At 66.5% G+C, this 19077-nt stretch carries 15 protein-coding genes; 11 read left to right on the top strand and 4 right to left on the bottom strand.

Annotated elements, in window-relative coordinates; all coding sequences use genetic code 11:
- Positions 1–78 precede the first annotated feature (78 nt).
- A complete protein-coding gene (locus FHS96_RS03380; RefSeq protein ID WP_429587951.1) occupies positions 79–3117 on the top strand; it encodes a M16 family metallopeptidase in 3039 nt (1012 codons plus the stop codon).
- Positions 3118–3144: 27 nt separating this feature from the next.
- On the opposite strand, the gene FHS96_RS03375 is transcribed toward FHS96_RS03380, so the two are convergent.
- Positions 3145–3822, bottom strand: a complete 678-nt coding sequence (locus FHS96_RS03375; protein ID WP_429587949.1) for a S24 family peptidase — start codon at positions 3820–3822, stop codon at positions 3145–3147.
- Between the two features lie 99 nt (positions 3823–3921).
- On the opposite strand from FHS96_RS03375, the gene FHS96_RS03370 reads away from it, so the two are divergent.
- A complete protein-coding gene (locus FHS96_RS03370) occupies positions 3922–4158 on the top strand; it encodes a hypothetical protein (RefSeq protein ID WP_429587948.1) in 237 nt (78 codons plus the stop codon).
- On the opposite strand, the gene FHS96_RS03365 is transcribed toward FHS96_RS03370, so the two are convergent.
- Positions 4103–4660, bottom strand: a complete 558-nt coding sequence (locus FHS96_RS03365) for a type 1 glutamine amidotransferase domain-containing protein (RefSeq protein WP_429587947.1) — start codon at positions 4658–4660, stop codon at positions 4103–4105. The two genes, FHS96_RS03370 and FHS96_RS03365, sit on opposite strands and share 56 nt — an antisense overlap.
- Before the next feature lie 96 nt (positions 4661–4756).
- Between FHS96_RS03365 and FHS96_RS03360 the strand changes: the two genes are divergently transcribed.
- Both FHS96_RS03360 and FHS96_RS03355 read left to right on the top strand, forming a co-directional pair.
- The gene (locus tag FHS96_RS03360; RefSeq protein WP_429587945.1) at positions 4757–5803 is read left to right on the top strand and encodes a DNA topoisomerase IB; all 1047 of its coding nucleotides are present in this window, start codon (positions 4757–4759) and stop codon (positions 5801–5803) included.
- Positions 5804–5808: 5 nt separating this feature from the next.
- Positions 5809–7056 carry a mechanosensitive ion channel family protein gene (locus FHS96_RS03355; RefSeq protein ID WP_429587943.1) on the top strand — a complete coding sequence of 416 codons (1248 nt, stop codon included), beginning with the start codon at positions 5809–5811 and terminating at the stop codon, positions 7054–7056.
- 27 nt (positions 7057–7083) lie between these two features.
- On the opposite strand, the gene FHS96_RS03350 is transcribed toward FHS96_RS03355, so the two are convergent.
- Positions 7084–7563: a hypothetical protein gene (locus FHS96_RS03350; protein WP_429587941.1), complete on the bottom strand. Its 480-nt coding sequence runs from the start codon at positions 7561–7563 to the stop codon at positions 7084–7086.
- A gap of 227 nt (positions 7564–7790) precedes the next feature.
- On the opposite strand from FHS96_RS03350, the gene FHS96_RS03345 reads away from it, so the two are divergent.
- Positions 7791–8273 carry a pyridoxamine 5'-phosphate oxidase family protein gene (locus FHS96_RS03345; RefSeq protein ID WP_429587939.1) on the top strand — a complete coding sequence of 161 codons (483 nt, stop codon included), beginning with the start codon at positions 7791–7793 and terminating at the stop codon, positions 8271–8273.
- A 103-nt stretch (positions 8274–8376) separates the two neighbouring features.
- Here FHS96_RS03345 and FHS96_RS03340 read toward each other — a convergent pair whose 3' ends face one another.
- Positions 8377–8796 (bottom strand): DUF2147 domain-containing protein, encoded by a 420-nt coding sequence (locus tag FHS96_RS03340; protein WP_429587938.1) that lies wholly within the window; start codon positions 8794–8796, stop codon positions 8377–8379.
- Between the two features lie 96 nt (positions 8797–8892).
- Here FHS96_RS03340 and FHS96_RS03335 point away from each other — a divergent pair, with 96 nt between their 5' ends.
- The 6 genes from FHS96_RS03335 to FHS96_RS03310 all read left to right on the top strand — a co-directional run bounded on the left by FHS96_RS03335 (position 8893) and on the right by FHS96_RS03310 (position 19072).
- Entirely contained in the window at positions 8893–11181 is a 2289-nt protein-coding gene (locus tag FHS96_RS03335; protein WP_429587937.1) for an ATP-binding cassette domain-containing protein, read from the top strand.
- Between the two features lie 173 nt (positions 11182–11354).
- Positions 11355–12710, top strand: coding sequence for a PP2C family protein-serine/threonine phosphatase (locus FHS96_RS03330; RefSeq protein WP_429587935.1), 1356 nt, complete (start codon positions 11355–11357; stop codon positions 12708–12710).
- A gap of 62 nt (positions 12711–12772) precedes the next feature.
- Positions 12773–13312 carry a hypothetical protein gene (locus tag FHS96_RS03325; protein WP_429587934.1) on the top strand — a complete coding sequence of 180 codons (540 nt, stop codon included), beginning with the start codon at positions 12773–12775 and terminating at the stop codon, positions 13310–13312.
- Positions 13313–13853: 541 nt separating this feature from the next.
- Positions 13854–16640 (top strand): TonB-dependent receptor, encoded by a 2787-nt coding sequence (locus FHS96_RS03320; RefSeq protein ID WP_429587932.1) that lies wholly within the window; start codon positions 13854–13856, stop codon positions 16638–16640.
- 12 nt (positions 16641–16652) lie between these two features.
- Positions 16653–18122, top strand: coding sequence for a sulfatase-like hydrolase/transferase (locus tag FHS96_RS03315; protein ID WP_429587931.1), 1470 nt, complete (start codon positions 16653–16655; stop codon positions 18120–18122).
- On the top strand, positions 18119–19072 hold the full coding sequence (locus FHS96_RS03310; protein ID WP_488168721.1) for a formylglycine-generating enzyme family protein: 954 nt from the start codon (positions 18119–18121) through the stop codon (positions 19070–19072). Before FHS96_RS03315 ends, FHS96_RS03310 begins: the two co-directional genes overlap by 4 nt.
- The last annotated feature ends 5 nt before the right edge of the window (positions 19073–19077 follow it).

Raw genomic sequence — 19077 nt, 5'->3', positions numbered from 1 at the left:
GACAGGGTCAAGCATCGCGGCGATGCGCGACATGTTTCGACCGATGTCACTGGCGGGCGGCGGAAAAGGCCGATAGACATGCGGCATATGCGCTCCGAGTATCGGCGTTTCGCCCGCTTCGCCCTTCCCCTGATCGCCGTCATGCTGGTTGCGCCGCAGATCGCGGCAGCCCAGCAGCAATCGGCGCCCACGACCGCGCAACCGCGCCCGGCGCCCCCGGCTCCGCAGCCCGCCCCGGCCGCACCCACGACTGCCCCGGCGCCCGCAGCGAAGCCCTGGCTCTATGAGCGCAGCGACATCCCGCCCGACACCAACTGGCGCTTCGGCACGCTCGCGAACGGGCTGCGCTATGCCACCCGCGCCAACGGCGTGCCGCCGGGCCAGGTTTCGGTGCGTGTCGCGATCGACGCCGGTTCGCTGATGGAGCAGGACGGCGAGCGCGGCTTCGCCCATTTCATCGAGCATCTCAGCTTCCGCGGCTCCACCCACGTGCCCGATGGCGAGGCCAAGCGCATCTGGCAGCGCCTGGGCGCCAGCTTCGGCAGCGACACCAACGCGCAGACCACGCCGACGCAGACCATTTACAAGCTCGACCTGCCGCGCGCGACGCCCGAAAGCCTCGATGAAAGCCTGAAGATGCTCGCCGGCATGATGTCCGGCCCCACCTTCACCAAGTCCACGGTGGATACCGAGCGTGCCGTCGTCCTGGCGGAGAACCGCGAATCGCAGGGCGCGCAGCGCCGCGCGTTCGAAGTGCAGCAAGGCCTGTTCTTCGCCGGCCAGCCGCTCGCCAACCGCATGCCGATCGGCACCATTGAGACGCTACGCGGCGCAACCGCGGAGTCGCTGCGCGCCTTCCACGACCGCTGGTATCGCCCCGGCAACGCCGTGATCGCGATTGCGGGTGATGGCGATCCGGCGATCTTCGCGCAGATGATCGAGAAGCATTTCTCCGCGTGGCAGCCCAAGGGGCCGAACCCGCCGGAGCCGAACTTCGGCGATCCCGATCCCAACCAGCCGGTCAGCCGCGTGCTGGTCGAGCCTTCGCTGCCGCCGCTGCTGACCTTGGCGACCTTGCGGCCGTGGCGCTTCAAGGACGACACGATCGTCTACAATCAGGGCAAGATGCTCGACCAGCTTGCGATGATGATCATCAATCGCCGGCTGGAGACCCGCGCCCGCGCCGGCGGCAGCTATATCGCCGCGCAGGTGAGCTTCGACGATGTCGCGCGTTCCGCCAACGCGACCACGATCTTCGTCCAGCCGATCGGCGAGGACTGGAAAACGGCGCTGACCGACGTCCGCACCGTAATCGCCCAGGCCAAGGAAGTGGCGCCCAGCCAGGCCGAAATCGAACGCGAATGGCAGGAGCTCGACGAGGCGCTGAACGTCCAGGTGCAGACGTCGCGCACCGAGGCGGCCGCCAAGCAGGCGGAAGACATCCTGCAGGCGGTCAATATCCGCGAAACCACCGCGTCGCCGCAGGTGATCCTCGACATCTTCCGCGGCATGAAGGGCCAGGCGACCCCGCAGCGGATGCTCGAAGGCACCCGCCGCCTGTTTACCGGCACCGCCGATCGCGCGCTGATGGTGACGCCGAAGGATATTCCCAACGGTGGGGCCGACCTGGCCGCGGCGATGAAGACCGAGATCAAGGTCGATGCTGCCGAGGTGCGCAAGGATCAGGCGCCGATCGGCTTCGATCGGGTGCCGTCGATCGGCGGCACACCCGCCACCGTCGTGACCCGCCAGCCGCTGTCCCTGCTCAACATGGAGACGGTGGAGCTTTCCAACGGCGTGCGGCTGGTGCTGTTCCCCAACAACGCCGAAGCCAACAAGATCATGGTCAATGTCCGCTTCGGCGGCGGCGTGCGTAGCCTCTCCCCCAAGAAGCAGACCCCGCACTGGGCGGGCGAGGCCGTGCTCTATGCCAGCGGCATAGGCGATCTCGGCGCGGACGAGCTCGACCGGCTGACGAGTGCGCGGCGCATCGGCATCCAGTTCGAGACCGAAGAGGACGCGTTCGAGCTTAAATCGGTCACGCGCGCGGCGGATCTGGAGGATCAGCTTCACCTGATGGCGGCGCAGCTGAGCTTCCCGAAATGGGACGAGGCCCCGATCAAGCGCCTCCGTGCGGCGATGCTCGCGGGCTATGAGGCGCAGTCGGCCAATGCTTCGGCTGTCATGAACCGCGAACTGCCCTCGCTGCTCAAGAGCGGTGATCCGCGCTGGACGACGCCGGACCGCAAGGACATCGAGACGCTCAACGGCAAGGCGTTCCGCCGCCACTTCGAGCCACTGCTGAAGGAAGGCCCGATCGAAATCCTGTTGTTCGGCGATTTCGACGCCGAGACGGCGATCGCGGCGGCCGAAAAGACCTTCGGCGCACTCGCCAAGCGCAAGCCGGTGACGGGCCCGGGCGCCCCCGCTGTGTTCCCGGCGCACAATGCCAAGCCTGAACTGCGCTATCACAACGGCCCGGCCGATCAGGCCGCCGCGGCGATCGCCTGGCCCACCGGCGGCGGCATTGCCGGCATTGCCGAGAGCCGCCGGCTGGAAGTGCTCTCGCAGATCTTCAGCGACCGCCTGTTCGATCGGTTCCGGCAGGAACAGGGCGCGAGCTACAGCCCGTTCGTCTCGACGAGCTGGCCGGTCGGCATGGACACCGGCGGCTATATATTCGCGATGAGCCAGATCGAGCCCGATCAGGTGGCCGCCTTCTATCGCATGGTCAACGAGATCGCGGTCGAACTCTCCACCAAGCCGGTAACCGCGGACGAGCTGGAGCGGGCGGTGGGGCCGATGCAGCAATATGTGGCGCGCGCGTCGAGCGGCAACACCTTCTGGATCGAGCAGCTCGGCGGCGTTTCTACCGATCCGCGCCGCGCCGCGGCGTTGCGCCAGCTTCCGCAGGATCTCGCCTCGATTACGCCCGAGCTGCTGCAGGCGACCGCCGCCAAATATCTGCTGCCGGGCAAGAGCTTCTCGCTGACCGTGCTGCCCAAGCCGGGCGCGCCTGCGACCGAAGCGCCTGCGGTTCCGGCGACCGGCGGGTTGCCGGTGCCGATGCCGCAGACGGGCACGCCGCAGCAGCAGCCGCAACAGCCGCAGCAATAAGGGCAAACAGGGCAGCCGCCGGCGCGATCAGAGCCGGCGGCCCACCCACAGCACGCGGCCGACGATGCCGATCCGGTCGGCTGCAATATTTAGCCAGTCGCGATACTGGCGATTGTCGCTGAGCACGTCGATGCCGCCGTCGGGGCGCAACGCCAGCCGCTTGACCTGCAGCGCCTCGTCCAGCCGCAGCACATAGATGCCGTCGCGCAGCCGCCCCGCAGCATCGCCGGCATCGACTAGGATATCGTCGCCGTTGCCGAGCGTCGGCAGCATCGAATCCCCCTCGACGCGGATCACCGAAAGCGCCGCAGGGCTGCTGCCCACCTGGCGCAGCCAGGGCGCGGGGAACGGCATGCGATCGCGGATCCGCTCCTCCCCCGCGATCGCCCCCGGCCCCGCCGATGCGCCGATCGCGAGGCGCGGCACGAGGATCATATCGAACTCGGCGCCGCCGCGCGTCGCGGCCTCGGCCGGCGCCGCGGTGGCGCTGCGCTCGGTCGGTCCGCCCAGCTCAACTTCCGGCACCCCGAGATAGGCGGCGAGCTTGCGCCTCTCCTCCTCGCCCAGCCGGCGCGGCGTGCCGCGTTTGATATATTGCTGAATATAGGCGCTGTTGCGACCGAGCATGCGGGACAGCGATGCATAATCCTCCCCCCGCGCGCGGATCGCAGCGTCGAGCGCAGCCCTGGGGTCGGAGTCGGTCATCGCCGCAGACTATCGATAGGAAAAATCCTAGACAAGTAGGATTTGGATAGGAAGATGGGGTGTGCAAGCGGGCGAACGAGTCGCCCGGCGGGATGAAAGATGACCCTGCTCCGCGAGATCGAACTTTATCTGCGCGCCTCCGGCACCTCCGCCACGCGCTTCGGACGCGAGGCGCTCGGAGATCCGCGGCTGGTGCATGATCTGCGCGCAGGGCGTGAGCCGCGCGCGGCAACGGTGGCGCGTATCCGCGCCTTCATCGCCGCGCATCGGCCGGCGCCGGTTACTCTGCCGGCACAGCCTGCGCCTCGGACACCGCCTGGATCAGGGCGCGACTGAAGGCGGGAACGTCATCCGGGTTCCGGCTGGTGATGATGTTGCGATCGACCACGACCTCGCGGTCGACGACCTCGGCGCCGGCGTTGGCAAGGTCTGTACGGACGGAGGGCCAACCCGTCACGGTCAGGCCGCCGATGACATCGGCTTCCGCAAGAAGCCAGGGCGCATGGCAGATCGCAGCCACGGGTTTGCCGGCGTCCACGAACTGCTTGATGATTTCAATCGCCTTGGCTTCGGTCCGCAATTCGTCCGGGTTCGCGACGCCGCCGGGCAGCAGCAGGGCGTCATAGGATGATGCGTCGACCCCATCGAGGGTGAGATCCGGGGTGATCGTGTCGCCCTTCTCATGATGCTGCATGCCCTGGATCGGATCGGACTTGGGCGATGCAAGCTGAACCGTGGCGCCGGCTTCGATCAACGCCTCGCGCGGGCCGAACAATTCGACCTGCTCGAAACCATCGGTCGCGAGAATAAGGATCTTTGCGTCAGCGATGCTCGTCATGGCAGCCTCCTAAATGTGCGGAATGAATATGCCCGCCAGCGTTCGGCCGGCGCCGCAGTTCCGGAACGAAGCGGCAGGGCGAAAGTTGGACAGGGCATGACGAAGGCCACGAAGAGAAGCCCGCCCGAGGAGAGTTCAGCCTCACCCCCGAAGATCTGCTACGTCGATGATGCATTGCCGGGCATCACCCGGCGCAAGGTGCGCCACGGCTGGGGCTATTGGGATGAGACAGGCAAGCGCATCACCGACCGCGCCGAGATCGACCGTCTCAACCGGATCGCCCTGCCACCGGCCTATCGCGACGCATGGTTCTGTCCATCGCCGCATGGCCACATCCAGGCGACGGGCTATGATGAGCGAGGTCGCAAGCAGTATCGCTATCATGTCGATTTCCGCGCCGCGCGCGACACCGAGAAATATGATCGTTGCGCTGCGTTCGGACGCGCGCTGCCGCTGTTGCGGGCGCGGGTCGAAGCGGATCTGGCGCAGCGCGGCCTCGGCCGCGACAAAGCGGTCGCGGCGGTCGTGCGCCTGCTCGATCTCGGGCGGGTGCGGATCGGCAACGAGACCTACGCGAAGACGAATAAGAGCTTCGGCGCCACAACCCTGCGCAGTCGCCATGCCGCGGTACAGGGATCGACACTGAAGCTTCAATATCGCGCTAAGAGCGGCAAGATGCAGATGCTGACGATCTCGGACAAGTCGCTCGCCCGCTTCGTCAAGAAATGCCAAGACCTGCCCGGCCAGCACCTCTTCCAATATCTCGATGAGGAGGGGGAGGCTCATCCGGTCACCTCCACGGATGTCAACGCGTACATTCGCGAGGCGATGGGCGACAGCTTCACGGCCAAGCATTTTCGAACCTGGGGTGCCAGCGTGATCGCCTATGACGCCCTGTGTGGCGCGAAGGAGAAGCATCCTTCGATCAAGGTGCTGCTCGAACCGGTTGCTGCTGCGCTTGGAAATACGCCGGCGATCGCCCGCAAATCCTATGTCCACCCTGCCCTGCTGACCTTGTGCGGCACGCCTTGCACCAGTTGCGCCTTGCCGCGCCCCCGCCAGACGAAATATCTGACGGCAGCAGAACGCGGGCTGATCGACTGGCTCGAGACTGCGGCCACGCAAGCAACGAAGGCAGCCTGACCTCCATGACCAACGCCGCTGCTGCGAACAGTTCCGCGCCTGCCGCAGCAAAGGCGTCACCGCCATCGTTGCCGGATTTCGAAGCGACGATGCGCGATTTCGGCAACTGGATTGCCGGCCACACCATGCAGGTGGTGATCGGCACGCTGATCGGCGTGGGGATCGTCTTCGTGTTGATGGGCATCCGATCGGTGGGGATGCGGCTGTGCCGCAACGATCCGGGCCGCACGCATTGGCGCGCGATCATCGGCAGGGTGATCGCGACCACCCAATTCTGGTTCATGGTGATCGTGGCGATCCAGGCGACCGCGACCTACGCCGCGACGCCGCCCACCTTGCTGACGATCGTGCGCGCGCTGTTCGTGATCGCGATGATGCTGCAGGCGGCCATCTGGCTGCGCGAGTTCATCCTGGGCGTGGTGGAACATCGCGCAGGCACGCTGGAGGACCATAGCGGTCTGCAGAGCGCGCTCGGCATCATCCGCCTGCTCGTCACCTTCGCCTTGTTCGCCGTCGCGACGATCCTGATCCTGGCCAACCTTGGCGTGAACGTCACCGGCCTGGTCGCCGGTCTCGGGATCGGCGGCATCGCCATCGGTCTCGCGGCGCAAGGCATCTTCGCGGATTTGTTCGCCGCGCTTTCGATCCTGTTCGATCGTCCGTTCCGCCGGGGCGATTCCGTTCGGTGGGATACGACTTCGGGCACGGTCGAGGCGATCGGCCTCAAGACCACGCGCGTGCGTGCGCTGACCGGTGAGGAGATCGTGATCTCCAACACCAACCTGCTCAACAAGGAACTCTACAACCTCGCGCGGCTCGATCGCCGCCGCATCGCAATAGTACTGGGCGTGATCTACCAGACTCCCGTCGCGACGCTGGCGCGAATACCGGATATGATGAAGGCGATCGTCGAGGCGGAAGAAAATTGCTCCTTCTTCCGCTGCGTGCTGAGCGCCTTCAACGCCTCCAGCATCGACTTCGATTTCCAGTTCGACGTGCATCATGAGAATTATGCCCATGTGCTGTCACGCAAGCATAATGTGATGCTCGCCATCCTGCAGGCCTTCGAGAAGGAAGGCATCGAATTCGCCTATCCGACGCAGACGAGTTTCACGGCTGCGCCGGACGGCAAGGCGATCATGCCGTATCCGGAGGTCCAGATGGTGTCCGACGTCGGCGACAGGGACGACGACGCACCGGCTCCACCGCAGCGCTCCGGCCCTGCCGACGGCTCGGCAGGATCCGCGAATTGAGCAGTTCATAAGCGAAAAGGCTGGTGATCATGCCGCCTCCGCCATGGCTGGATGGCCGCTCAGCATTGCGCGCCAGCGATCGATGCTGAGCGATTCGAGATACTCCGCCTGGAATTCCGGCGTCAGCAACTCGATCATCTGCGATCCTTCGATCCATAATTCGATCACGTGGAACAGGCCATCGCGAGAGAAGGTCTCGGCGTGCCAGCCCTCGCGCGCGGCGAGCGCCTTTACCGCATCCTCGTCCAGCGCCGTCGCCAGCGCAAAATGGGTGGGGTTATGGCGCGAACGATGTGCCGGCAGCCCCATGACTCCACCGTCGGCGCGGTGAAGTTCGGTACCGCGCGGATAGACTTCCACCAGAGTGTTGCGATCGTCGCCGGCATGCGCGACCCATGATCCATCGATGACCGGCGGAAAGGGCGTGGCAATGCCCCCCATGACCTCTGCCAGAACGCCGGCAACACGGCGGGGTTCATCGGCTTCGATCGACACATGAAACAGCATTTCGGATCCTTCCTCGATACGGTGTTGCGACCCGTTTGCTGAAGGACGGCGGCGATCGCTGTGATCAGCACCACGCGGCTCCGTTTTGTTTGACGAACGACCGTATCGGTTCGACGAACAGCAAATGGCGATCGTCGCGGGGTTAAGCCGTGACCCTCCCGGCCACGGAACCGCGCCCCGGCTTGCCGGTTGATCCTGGGTATCGGGATAATCCGAAGGAGACGGAGATGACCACCGAAGCCGACATCCGCGACCGCTTCTGGAAGGATCTGAAGGCAAGCCCTTTCCTGATGGTCGCGCTGGACAACAGCCCGCAGCACGCGCTGCCGATGACCGCGCATTTCGACGAGACCGGTACGGGGCCGTTGTGGATCTTCACCTCGCGCGACAATCGCCTCGTCACCGGTCTCGATCACGGCGGCAGCGCGATGGCGCAGTTCGTCGCCAAGGGGCATGATCTGTTCGCCTGCCTGCACGGCGTGCTGACGATTGACAACAACCCGGCCACGATCGACCGCTTCTGGTCTGCGAAGGTCGCCGCCTGGTATCCCGACGGCCGCCAGGATCCCTCGCTGACCCTGCTGCGCATGGACATCGAGGACGCCGAGATCTGGCTGGCCGATTCGAGCTATTCCGGCCTGTTCACGCGAATTTTCGGCGGCGACCTACGCGGCGAAGTCGCGGGCAAGCATGCGGAAGTGACGTTCTGAGCTGCGGCTGGAGCTGAGCTGCGCGTAAAATCCCTCTCCCGCACATCACGGGAGAGGGCAGTTCGGCGTGCGTTCAAGCGACCTTCAGTCTGTCCACCGCGCCTTATCGCGCCCGCGTCCAGGTCTGACCGCGGCACAGGAACAGGATGCAGCCTTTTACCTCCAGCGTTCCATCCCGGTTGAGCCTTACGACCGAGCGATAGGTCTTGCCGCTTTCCGGGTCGTAGATCTGGCCCTTCCAGGCTTCGCCAGCATCGGTGAAGCTGTGGAGCACCTGCAGCCCCAGCAGGGGCCGCGTGCGCCGTTTCGGGTCCGGATTGTTGATGTCGGTGTGCGGCGCCTTTGGATCGCCGACGCGGCGGATCTTCCCGCATTGCGTGCGGCCGCAGGCGGCGATTTCCACCAGCCCCTTGCCTCCCTCCGTCACCCAGCGGCCAGCGATCGAATCCGCCGCCTGTGCCGGGAATGCCGGCACGGCAGCAAGCATCGTGGCTGCGAGTAGGGGGAGCGCGCGAATCGCCATGACCGTCAGGCCTGGGAGTAAAGCGTTGAAACGAGAAGAATGCCACAGGCCAAAGTGATGTTGCACAGGCCGCCGCCCTCGGTCTAACCATCGGTCGTGGCGGGCATCAGACTGATCGATCGAGAGGGCCGGCGCTTCGAGCTGGCTGGAACCGGACCCTGGCGGATCGGGCGGCAGAACGTCTGCGACGTACAGATCCCCGACGACCCCTATTGCGGGCGTACCCAGTGCGAGCTCAGCCTTGACGGCAATACGCCGATGCTGTCGCCGATCTCCCGATCACCGACCCACATCGACGGCCGCGAGATCCAGTCCGCGACGCGCCTCGCCAGTGGCAGTCTGATCACCTTCGGGCAGACCGAGCTGCGGCTGGAGATGGATCCGTCCGCCCCCCGCGCCGGGCCGCGCCCGGCCCCGCGGCCGCAGACAATTCCTCCCGGCCCGATGCCATCGTCCATCCATGGCAGCCTGACGATCGGGCGCGAACCCGGCGCCGACGGCCTGACACTCGATCATCCGGCGGTCTCGCGCCGCCACGCCATCGTGCACGGTGGCACCGATCCGCGCATCGAGGATCTCGGCAGCACCAACGGCACCTTCGTCAATGGCGAGCGGGTGCGCGGCAGCCAGCGGCTCGCCGAGGGTGACAGCATCGCCTTCGGCCCCTTGCGCTTCGTGTTCAGCGGAGGTGCGTTGCGCGAACCGCGCAAGGCCGGCAAGGTCGCGATCGCTGCGGACAATGTCTGTTTCGACGTGCCCGCCAAGGGCGGCCGCAAGCGTATCCTCCACGGCACGTCGCTGCGCATCGGCCGCGGCGAGTTCGTCTGTCTCGTCGGCGGCAGCGGCGCGGGCAAATCGACGCTGATGAACCTCCTCGCCGGCCGCCGACAGGCGAGCGTCGGCAATATTCGCGTCGAGGGAGTCGACATCGCCCGCGAGTTCGAATCGATCAAGCAGTCGATGGCGTTCGTGCCGCAACGCGAGGTGCTGCACGAGCATCTGACGGTGCGCCGCGCGCTCGGCTATATCGCCGAGCTGCGCCTGCCGTCCGATACCCCGCGCGCCGAGCGCGATGCGGCGGTGGCGCAGGCGATCGTGGACGTCGAACTCTCGCAGCAGGCCGACACCGAGTTCCATCGCCTGTCGGGCGGACAGAAGAAGCGCGCCTGCTTGGCAGCCGAGATCCTCTGCCGCCCCAAGATCCTGTTCCTCGACGAGATCACCAGCGGCCTGGACGAGCAGACCGACTTCGAGATCATGCAGTTGCTGCGTCGCCTGGCGGATGGCGGCACCACCGTGGTGTGTGTCACCCACACGCTCGCCAACATCCAGCGCTTCTGCCACCGCGTGGTCATCATGGGATCGGGCGGCCACCTCACCTTCAGCGGCGCGCCCGACGATGCACTTGGCTTCTTCGGGATCGAGCGGCTGGGTGACGTGTTCCCGATGCTCACGCGGGACAAGGCGCCGGGCTGGGCCGAACGCTGGCAGCAACGCGGGGACGGCAGCGACGAGGATGCCGAGCCGCCGACGACGAGCCACTTCCAGCGCCAGCGCATGCCCGCCGGGCGCAAGCTCGCCGTCGGCCTGCACCAGTTCAGCGTGTTGTTCCGCCGCAACGTCGCCTTGCTCGCCGCCGACCGCGGCACATTGGGGCTGGTCTTCGCACAGGCGCTGATCATCGGCGTGTTCGTCGGCTGGGCGCTCTCGGATTTCGGTGAGGGGATGACGGCCATCACCTCCCGCAAGACGCTGCTGATGCTGCTCGTCGTCTCGTCGATCTGGATGGGCTGCAATGGCGCCTCGAAGGATATCGTCGGCGAATCCGAAATCCTGCAGCGCGAGAAGGACGTCAATCTGGCGATGGGCGCCTATCTCGCGGCGCGCATGCTGGTGTCCTCAATCTTCGTGCTGCTGCAATGCGCGCTGCTGTTCGCGCTGGTCTACGGCCTTGCGGAAGAGATTCCGGGCGGCGTGCCTCAGCAGCTCGCGCTCACCTTCGCGGCCGGGCTGATGGGGGTCGCGGTCGGGCTGCTGATCTCGGCGGCCTCCTCCACGCCCAGCCAGGCGACCTCGATCGTGCCGTTGGTCCTGATCCCGCAGCTCATCTTCATCGGCACCGTCGTGCCCAACCTGCCCGAGCTTCTGGGCAAGATCGCCGAGACCGTGATCCCGTCCAACGTGCTCAACGCGGCGATGACCGCGGTCTATGTGGAGAATGACGGGCCGATCTTGGAACTCGATTTCGCCACCGGCCAGCGCGTGCCGCTTGAAACCGCCTCGCTCGGCGGGTTGGAGGCAACGATATTGGTCCACTATCTCCTGTTCGTGCTGGCGACCTATGGCGTATTGCTGTTCCGCTATCGCAGCGGCCGCAACGCCTGATCCGCGACCGGCAAAGTGACATTTTTGAGGCGTCGCATTGATCTGGCGGATTGGCAGCGCGCACGATTTGGTCTTTACCTGCGAGCCATGGGACGGTTCGGGGAGGAGAAGGCCCGTGCGGACGATCGGAGATCGGCGATGACAGGAACGCCCCGCCCCGGAGCCGCTACCGCATGAGCACGCCCCCCGTTTCCCCTTCCGGACTGTTCGGCAGCAGCGCCACCATTGGCAAGCGCGAGGTGCAGGAAGATGCGGTCGGGTGGTCTGCCCCGCATGGCGAGACCGGCGCGTTGCCCGCGCTGACCGTGATCGCCGACGGCATGGGTGGCCATGCCGCGGGCGAAGTGGCGAGCGACATCGCGGTTAACGGCTTTCTCGATGCCTGGCGTCGCGGCGAGCATGGCGGCAAGACGACGCTGATCGAGGCGCTTGACCAGGCCAATGCGCTGATTTCGGCGCATGTCGCCGAACACCCCGAAACCGACGGCATGGGCTGTACGCTGATCGGCGTGGAACTGGACGGCAAAACTGCAGCCTATCGCTGGATCAGCGTGGGTGACAGCCTGTTGCTGAGCGTGACCGAGACGGGCGTGGAGCGGCTCAACGCCGACCACAGCTATCGCGAGGAACGCGAACGGCTGATCGCCGCCGGCGAAAGCCTCGATGGCGCGCCGGCACCCAACGTGCTGCGATCCGCGTTGATGGGCTTCGACGTGCCGCTGATCGACGATCGGCAGGACTGGCGCCCCTTCGCGCCCGGCGAAACCCTGATTCTCGCGACCGACGGCATCGAGACGCTGAGCGATGCGCAGATTCTGGAGATCGTCGCCGCCAATCCCGGCGCCAACGCCGTCGCCGCCGCACTGGTGATGGCGGTGGAAGCCGCCGGCAAGCCGCGGCAGGACAATACCACGGTCGCCGTGCTCCGCCCCGATGCGGACGAAGCCGCCTCCCCCATCACCGCGCCGATGCCGCCCCGCGCCACCGATGACCAGCCGACCCTGTCGGTGACGGCCGATGCCGCCGCAGCTGCCAAGGCAGGCGCAGGTGCTGCCGCGGTGGAGGCGCCGACATTGCCGGCGCGCCCCGCAGTTGCCCCCGGTGCGGCGGCAAGCGCTGCCAAGCGCGCGCCCGACATCCGGATCATCGTGATCGTGGTCGCGGCCGTGGTGCTGGCACTGCTCGCCATCCTGGCCTTCAGCGGGATTCTTTCCCGCAAGCCTGCGACGCCGGACGTTGCGGCGCCGGCCGCGGCACCCGCCGCACCGGAAGCGGACACGCCCGAGGAAGCAGGCCTGCCAGAACCCGACGAGGCGGCGGCGACGGAAGGCGCGCAGCAACCCGCGGAACGCGCCGAAGGCAGCGCGAACGCGGGCGGCAATGCTCCCGCGAACAATTCGGCCTCGAACACCGGCAGCGGCAGCAGGCCGGGCGCCGCCCCGCGCGGCGAGAAGAGCCCGGCGCCGCAGCCCCGGGCCAACCGCGCGCCCCCTGCCGTCACCGAACCGACTGTCGCTGACCCGAACTGACTCACCGCCGGGCGTGGCCATCGTTTCTTGAAACCGTCGCCCGCTTCGGGCTTAACGGCTTCATGCGTATCCGCCTCTCGTTCGTCCTGCTGACGCTGCTCGCCGGTTGCGTGAGCACCCCGGCCCCGCCACCACCCCAGCCCCCCCGGCCAACGCCGACCCCGGCGCCGCCTCCCCCGCCACCGCCCGCCCCGGTGCTGCGCGGCGACTGGCAGGATTGGCCGGCGTCACCCGGTGCTTGGGTCTATCGACAGGATTCGCGCGGCAGCCTTGCGCTGTTCGGCGCGCCGGATACCGGCGCACAATTCATGGTCCGCTGCGATCGGGCGGCGCAGCGCGTCTACCTTTCGCGCGCCGGCGCGGTCACGGCTGGCAGCGGGCCGATGACGATTCGCACCTCCGCGCAAACCAGCAGCCACATCGTGCGCAACACCGGCGGCCAACCGCCCTATGTGGCGCTCGACGTACCCCCACGCGATCCGCTGCTCGATCGCATGGCGTTCAGCCGCGGACGCTTCGTGGTGGAGGTGACGGGGCTGCCGATTCTGGTGGTCCCGGCCTGGCCGGAACTGAGCCGCGTCGTTGAGGATTGCCGCGGCTGATCCGCGGTGGCGATATGCGTGGGCCAAGGATGATTGCCGCGATTTTTTTGTAATACAAGGCTTGATCGCGGCGCCATGCTGACTCATCTTTCGGACGTGCCCGAGGGCACATGGGCTTCAACCAGCGAAAGGAGGTGATCCGATGTCTCATGGTTCAGCAGAGAGGTCGGTCCTGTCCGTTCGGGAGGCGCGCGCCTGACAGGCGCTGCCTGAGTCTCCCGGAGGCGGCACTTCCGGCCGCTGACCATGTTAGGGGGTTGCCGGGTCGTCAGGCCCGGCAACCTCTTTTCATATCTGCTTCCCTGCCTTTGCCCTGCGCATTGGGCATGTCGCCATCATCCATCATTAACTGACGTCGCGCCTCTGTCGCCGGCCGCGACCCTCTAACCACCCGCACGCGCTGCAACGAGAGCTTGCTCCGCCCTAAAGCCATGCTTTGTTGTATTCTCTATTTCGCTAATAGACTTAACGGACAATCGTCGGGCCAACCGGCGTATCCGAGGGTCACGGCCTGAACGGGCCGCCATGTGGGGAAAAAGAAATGCGATCGAACGACAGGCGGCATCGTGCCGCGCTGCTTGGGGTGGCCGGCGCGGCCGCCTTGCTGGCGAGCCAGGCCGCGCACGCACAGGACGTGTCAGCCCCCGAAGCCACGGCCGATGACGGTGATGCCATCGTTGTCACCGGCGTTCGCGGCTCGCTGGAGCGTGCGGCGGACATCAAGCGCGATGCCGCACAGGTGCTCGATTCGATCGTCGCGCAGGATATTGGTCGGCTTCCTGATCCCACCACCGCCGCCGCGCTGCAGCGGGTACCCGGCGTTCAGGTATCGGTGAACCGCAACAACGAACTGGGCGACGTGCGCGTACGCGGGCTGCCCGATGTGCTGACCACGGTAAACGGCCGCGAGATCTTCACCACCACCGGCCGCAAGTTCGACCTCAACGACCTGCCCGCCGAGGCGCTCTCCCGCATCGACGCCTACAAGTCGCAAACGCCGGACCTGATCGAAGGCGGCCTCGCCGGCGTGATCGACCTCAAGCTCAACAAGCCGTTCAGCTTCACCAAGCCCACGATTGTCGCCTCGGCGCGCTCCAACTGGGCGGCGCGCGCGGAAGCGTTCAACCCGCAGTTCGGCGCGCTCGCCACCGATCGCTGGGATACCGGCATCGGCGAGATCGGCGTGCTGGTGAACGCCACCTGGTCGCGCAACGATTATCGCCGCGACCAGACCACCTTGTCGGGCCTGCGCAGCACCGCGGCGGCGCCGCTCAACACCGCCGGCTACATGGTGCCCAATATCCTCCAGAACTTCCCGGAGGAAGGCCGGCTGGAGCGCACCCAGGTCAACGCCGCGCTGCAATGGCAGGCCAGCCCCGCGCTGCTGTTCTATGCCGACGGGCTCTACACCCGCTCGCGCGACCGCGGCGTCCACTACGGCGCCAACGTCCAGCCCTTTACCACCAACGTCTCGCTGACCGATGCGACGTCCAGCGGCGATTGCTTCCGCGCGCGGGTGACCGCCGCCGGCCAGAATCCGACGATCCAGACCGACGCCGCGGGCAACCGCACGCTCCAGCCCCATACCGTCCAGAACCTGTGCTATCTGGAGAGCGGCACCTTCAACAACATCGTCGTCAACCAGACGACGCAGGCGCGCGACATCGTGCAGGAAAACAAGCTGATCGCCGGCGGCGCCAGCTTCGAACAGGGTGGCTGGAAGGCCGACCTTGATGTCTCCTACCAGACATCCAAATCGGATCGCACGCTGATCATCGCCGATATCGGCCAGCGGCTGAGCAGCCTGACGATCACACCGGACGTCAACGGTATTCCGCAGTTCACCGTTCCGGGTGATCAATTGCTCTCCACCGCCAACCTTTCGATGCGCAACAGCTTCCAGCAGCAGTTCGGATTGACCGAGGGCGATCTGTTCGCGGCAAAGGTGGATGTCGAGCGCGAGCTTGGCGGCTTCCTGTCGAAGCTGCGCGTCGGCGGGCGTTACGCACGACGCGCGGCGGATTCCTACCAGGTCAACCTCAACACCGCGCTGCCGGGCGGCAACATCGGCACCGCCACCGAGGCGCGCGCGGTGCTGGTGTCGAACACCGGCCTGCCCTCCTCCTTCCTCTCGATCGGCGCGCCGGCGCCGGGCATCGATGGCGGCCAGCGCTTCTACGTGCCCAACCCGGATTATCTGCTGTCCGACGAGGGGCAGGATGCGCTGCGTGCCTATGTCGGCCTGCCGCTCGGCCGGCCGGACTTTCAGAAAGTGCGCCAGTTCAACGCCGAGGAAGATACGTTCGCGGCCTATGCCGAGATCGATTACGAGGTCGCGCTGGGTGGGACGGCAACGCTCGATGGCGTCGTCGGCGGCCGCTATGTGCGGACGGAGCGGGACATTACCACCTTCGTCGCCACCAATGGCGGCTTCGATCCGCTGACCGCCTCCACCACCGACCAGGATTTCCTGCCGACCGCGACCGCGCGGCTACGCTTCCAGAATGGCCTGCAGGCGCGCCTCGGCTATTCGCGCTCAATCCGCCGGCCGGAGTTCGGCGATCTCAACCCCGCCGTCACGCTCTCGCTGTCGAACAACCCGTTCGTGCAGAGTTCGGGCAGCGCCGGCAATCCCGACCTGCGCCAGCAGGAGTCGGACAGCTATGATGCCACGCTCGAATATTATTTCCGCGGCGGCTATATCGCGGTCGCCGGCTATTATCGCGAGATCAGCGATCGCGTGATCAACGGCGCCGCGAACGAAACCTTCAACGGTGTCGACTACAGCGTCACCCGCCCGCGCAACCTCGGCTCGGCGACGCTGAAGGGCATCGAGATCAGCGGCCAATATTTCCTCGATTTCCTTCCCGGCCCGCTCTCCGGGCTCGGCGTCCAGGGCGCCTTCACTCTGGCGGATTCCAAGATCGGCGGGGACGATCCGCTGGCGGGCAACCCGCTGCAGGGCGTCTCGAAATACAACTTCACCTCCGGCCTGCTCTACGAGAAGGGCGGCCTCTCCGGCCGACTGGTCTACACTTACCGCTCCAAATATTTCGAGAGCGACCAGACCGGATCGATCTCGGTGCGGCCGATCGCCGAAGGCCAGGAGGGCGAGGTGTTCGTGCCGACGCTGCTCAGCTATGTCCGCCCCGCGGGCCGGCTCGATTTCAGCGTGGGGTATGATATCAACCCGGCGCTTCGCCTCGACGTGGGCGGCACCAACATCCTGCGCAACCGCACGAAGGAATATCTCGGCCAGTCCTTCGCGGTGTTCCAGGGCTTCTATGACGAGACCAGCTACACCATCGGCCTTCGCGTCCGGCTGTAAGGGATCAGGCACATGTCCAACACCTTGAACCGCCTTGCCTTGCTCGGCACCTGCATGCTCGCCGGGCTGGGGCCGCTCGGCACCGCCGCCGCGCAGACCGGACCGGCGCCCGCCGGCCGGCAGCAGGCGCCGGTCACCGCGCAGCGCCCGAACATCCTGTTCATCCTCGTCGACGACATGGGCTATGCGGACCTGTCGATCACCGGCAACCGTAAGATCGCGACGCCCAATCTCGACAAGCTCGCGACCGATGGCGTGCTCGTCACCCATTTCTATGACGCTGCGCCGATCTGCTCGCCCTCGCGCGCCGGCTTCTTCACCGGCCGCTACCCGGCCGAACTGAACTTCGTGACCTTCATCAACGATCGTGCGTCCAACGTCCAGTTCGGCCAGGCGAACTGGCTCGATCCCAAGCTGCCGAACCTCGCGTCCCTGCTGAAAGGCGCAGGCTACGCCACCGCCCATTTCGGCAAATGGCATATGGGCGGCGGCCGCGACATCGGCGATGCCCCTTGGCCCACCGCCTATGGCTTCGACGAGAGCTTCACGACGTTCGAGGGGCTGGGCCCGCGCGTGCTGGTCTCCGACGAGGAACGCAAATTGGCGGACGCCTCGGCAGCGCTGGGCAACGGCACCTTCTTCTACGATCGCAAATCCAACCTGACCCAACTCTACGCCTCCAAGACCCTCGAGTTCGCGGCGAAGCATCATGACCAGCCCTGGTTCGTGCAGCTCTGGCTCAACGACGTCCACGATCCCTGGGCGCCGGACGAGGCGCATCTCGCCGAGGTGAAAGGCAAGGGCGCGAACGCCGATGACGATCGCTACCAGGCCTCGATCCTCAAGATGGACCGCACGCTCGGCAATCTCGTCGACCGGCTGAAGGACAGCGGCCAGTTCGACAATACGCTGATCATCCTCACCTCGGACAATGGCCCGACCGCGCGCGCTCTCTATTACAAGAATGGCGCGACCTCGCCTGGCAGCGCCGGCGCCTTGCGCGGGCGCAAGGGCAGCCTGTACGAAGGCGGCATTCGCCAGCCGCTCATCCTTTCTTGGCCCAAGGGCATCGCCGCACCGCGCCGCGACGAAACCAGCGTCGTCCAGGCTGTCGATCTGCTGCCGACGCTCGCCGCGATCACCGGTACTAGGCTGGCATCAGCGACGCCGGGGATCGATCTCTCGCCGGTGCTGCGCGGCCAGTCGATCGACAAGCGCCCGGCCCTGTTCTGGTCTTTCGGGCTGCCCGGCGCGGCGAAGCAACCCGGCGGGCCGCATCCCGAACATGATCGCGCGCCGCGCCTCGCCGTGCGCGACGGCCAATGGAAGCTGCTCGCGGAGGCCGATGGCAGCGACGTGCAGCTCTATGACGTGGTGGCCGATCCCAACGAGACCAAGGACGTCGCCACCAGTCAGCCGCGCATCCGCGACAGGTTGAAGACGCGCCTGCTGGCATGGGCGCAGCAATTGCCCAAGCCATGACCAATATTCAGCCACCCGGCATGCGCCTGATTCCGGGTGGCGCGTTCACCATGGGCTCGGATCGCTTCTACGATGAGGAACGGCCGAGCCGGCGGGTGCGCGTCGATGGCTTCTGGATCGACGAGACGCCGGTGACCAACCGGCAGTTCGCCGCTTTCGTCGACGCCACCGGCTATCGCACCGTCGCCGAGATCGCTCCCGACCCGCGCAACTATCCGGGGCTGCTGCCAGAACATGCCGCGCCGGCGTCGCTCGTCTTCCAGCGGACGCCGGCGCCGGTGGCCCTTCACGATCATGGTCAATGGTGGTCGCTCGTCGAGGGTGCCGACTGGCGCCACCCCGCGGGGCCGGACACCGGCATCGAGGCGCTGCTCGATCACCCCGTCGTCCACATCGCGCATGCCGATGCTGAGGCCTATGCGCACTGGGCGGGCAAGGCGCTGCCCACCGAGGCGGAATGGGAATTCGCCGCGCGCGGCGGGCTGGACGATGCCGACTATGCCTGGGGTGATGAACTGGAGCCCGAGGGCCGGATCCTTGCTAATTACTGGCGCGGCCTGTTTCCCTTCGCCAACCAGCGCCCCGGCGGCGACTATCGCACCACCCCGGTGGGCGCCTATCCGGCCAACGGTTTCGGGCTGCACGACATCATCGGCAATGTCTGGGAATGGACGGCGGACTGGTATGCGGAGCCCAAAGCGCTGACCGGCAAGAGCCACCGCAAGAGCCCGTGCTGCGCGATCCCCGATCCGCGCGGCGGCAGCTTGCGCGGCAGTATCGACCGCCGGCTGCCCGGCAAGCCGATCGGCCGCAAGGTGCTGAAGGGCGGATCGCATCTCTGCGCCGCCAACTATTGCCGGCGCTACCGCCCGGCGGCGCGCCATGCGCAAACGATCGACAGCGCCACCAGCCATATCGGCTTCCGCTGCATCCTCCGCCCGCCGCGCTGATTGCG

The organism is Sphingomonas zeicaulis, assembly GCF_050433225.1.
GTDB classification, from domain to species: Bacteria; Pseudomonadota; Alphaproteobacteria; order Sphingomonadales; family Sphingomonadaceae; genus Sphingomonas_D; species Sphingomonas_D zeicaulis.
This window is presented reverse-complemented; position numbering and strand designations above follow the sequence as displayed.

Coding starts and splice junctions, on each gene's coding strand:
- FHS96_RS03355 (WP_429587943.1), top strand. CDS start 5,809: ATGACCAACGCCGCTGCTGCGAACAGTTCCGCGCCTGCCGCAGCAAAG.
- FHS96_RS03315 (WP_429587931.1), top strand. CDS start 16,653: ATGTCCAACACCTTGAACCGCCTTGCCTTGCTCGGCACCTGCATGCTC.
- FHS96_RS03365 (WP_429587947.1), bottom strand. CDS start 4,660: ATGACGAGCATCGCTGACGCAAAGATCCTTATTCTCGCGACCGATGGT.
- FHS96_RS03345 (WP_429587939.1), top strand. CDS start 7,791: ATGACCACCGAAGCCGACATCCGCGACCGCTTCTGGAAGGATCTGAAG.
- FHS96_RS03340 (WP_429587938.1), bottom strand. CDS start 8,796: ATGGCGATTCGCGCGCTCCCCCTACTCGCAGCCACGATGCTTGCTGCC.
- FHS96_RS03370 (WP_429587948.1), top strand. CDS start 3,922: ATGACCCTGCTCCGCGAGATCGAACTTTATCTGCGCGCCTCCGGCACC.
- FHS96_RS03320 (WP_429587932.1), top strand. CDS start 13,854: ATGCGATCGAACGACAGGCGGCATCGTGCCGCGCTGCTTGGGGTGGCC.
- FHS96_RS03325 (WP_429587934.1), top strand. CDS start 12,773: ATGCGTATCCGCCTCTCGTTCGTCCTGCTGACGCTGCTCGCCGGTTGC.
- FHS96_RS03375 (WP_429587949.1), bottom strand. CDS start 3,822: ATGACCGACTCCGACCCCAGGGCTGCGCTCGACGCTGCGATCCGCGCG.
- FHS96_RS03310 (WP_488168721.1), top strand. CDS start 18,119: ATGACCAATATTCAGCCACCCGGCATGCGCCTGATTCCGGGTGGCGCG.
- FHS96_RS03380 (WP_429587951.1), top strand. CDS start 79: ATGCGGCATATGCGCTCCGAGTATCGGCGTTTCGCCCGCTTCGCCCTT.
- FHS96_RS03360 (WP_429587945.1), top strand. CDS start 4,757: ATGACGAAGGCCACGAAGAGAAGCCCGCCCGAGGAGAGTTCAGCCTCA.
- FHS96_RS03330 (WP_429587935.1), top strand. CDS start 11,355: ATGAGCACGCCCCCCGTTTCCCCTTCCGGACTGTTCGGCAGCAGCGCC.
- FHS96_RS03350 (WP_429587941.1), bottom strand. CDS start 7,563: ATGCTGTTTCATGTGTCGATCGAAGCCGATGAACCCCGCCGTGTTGCC.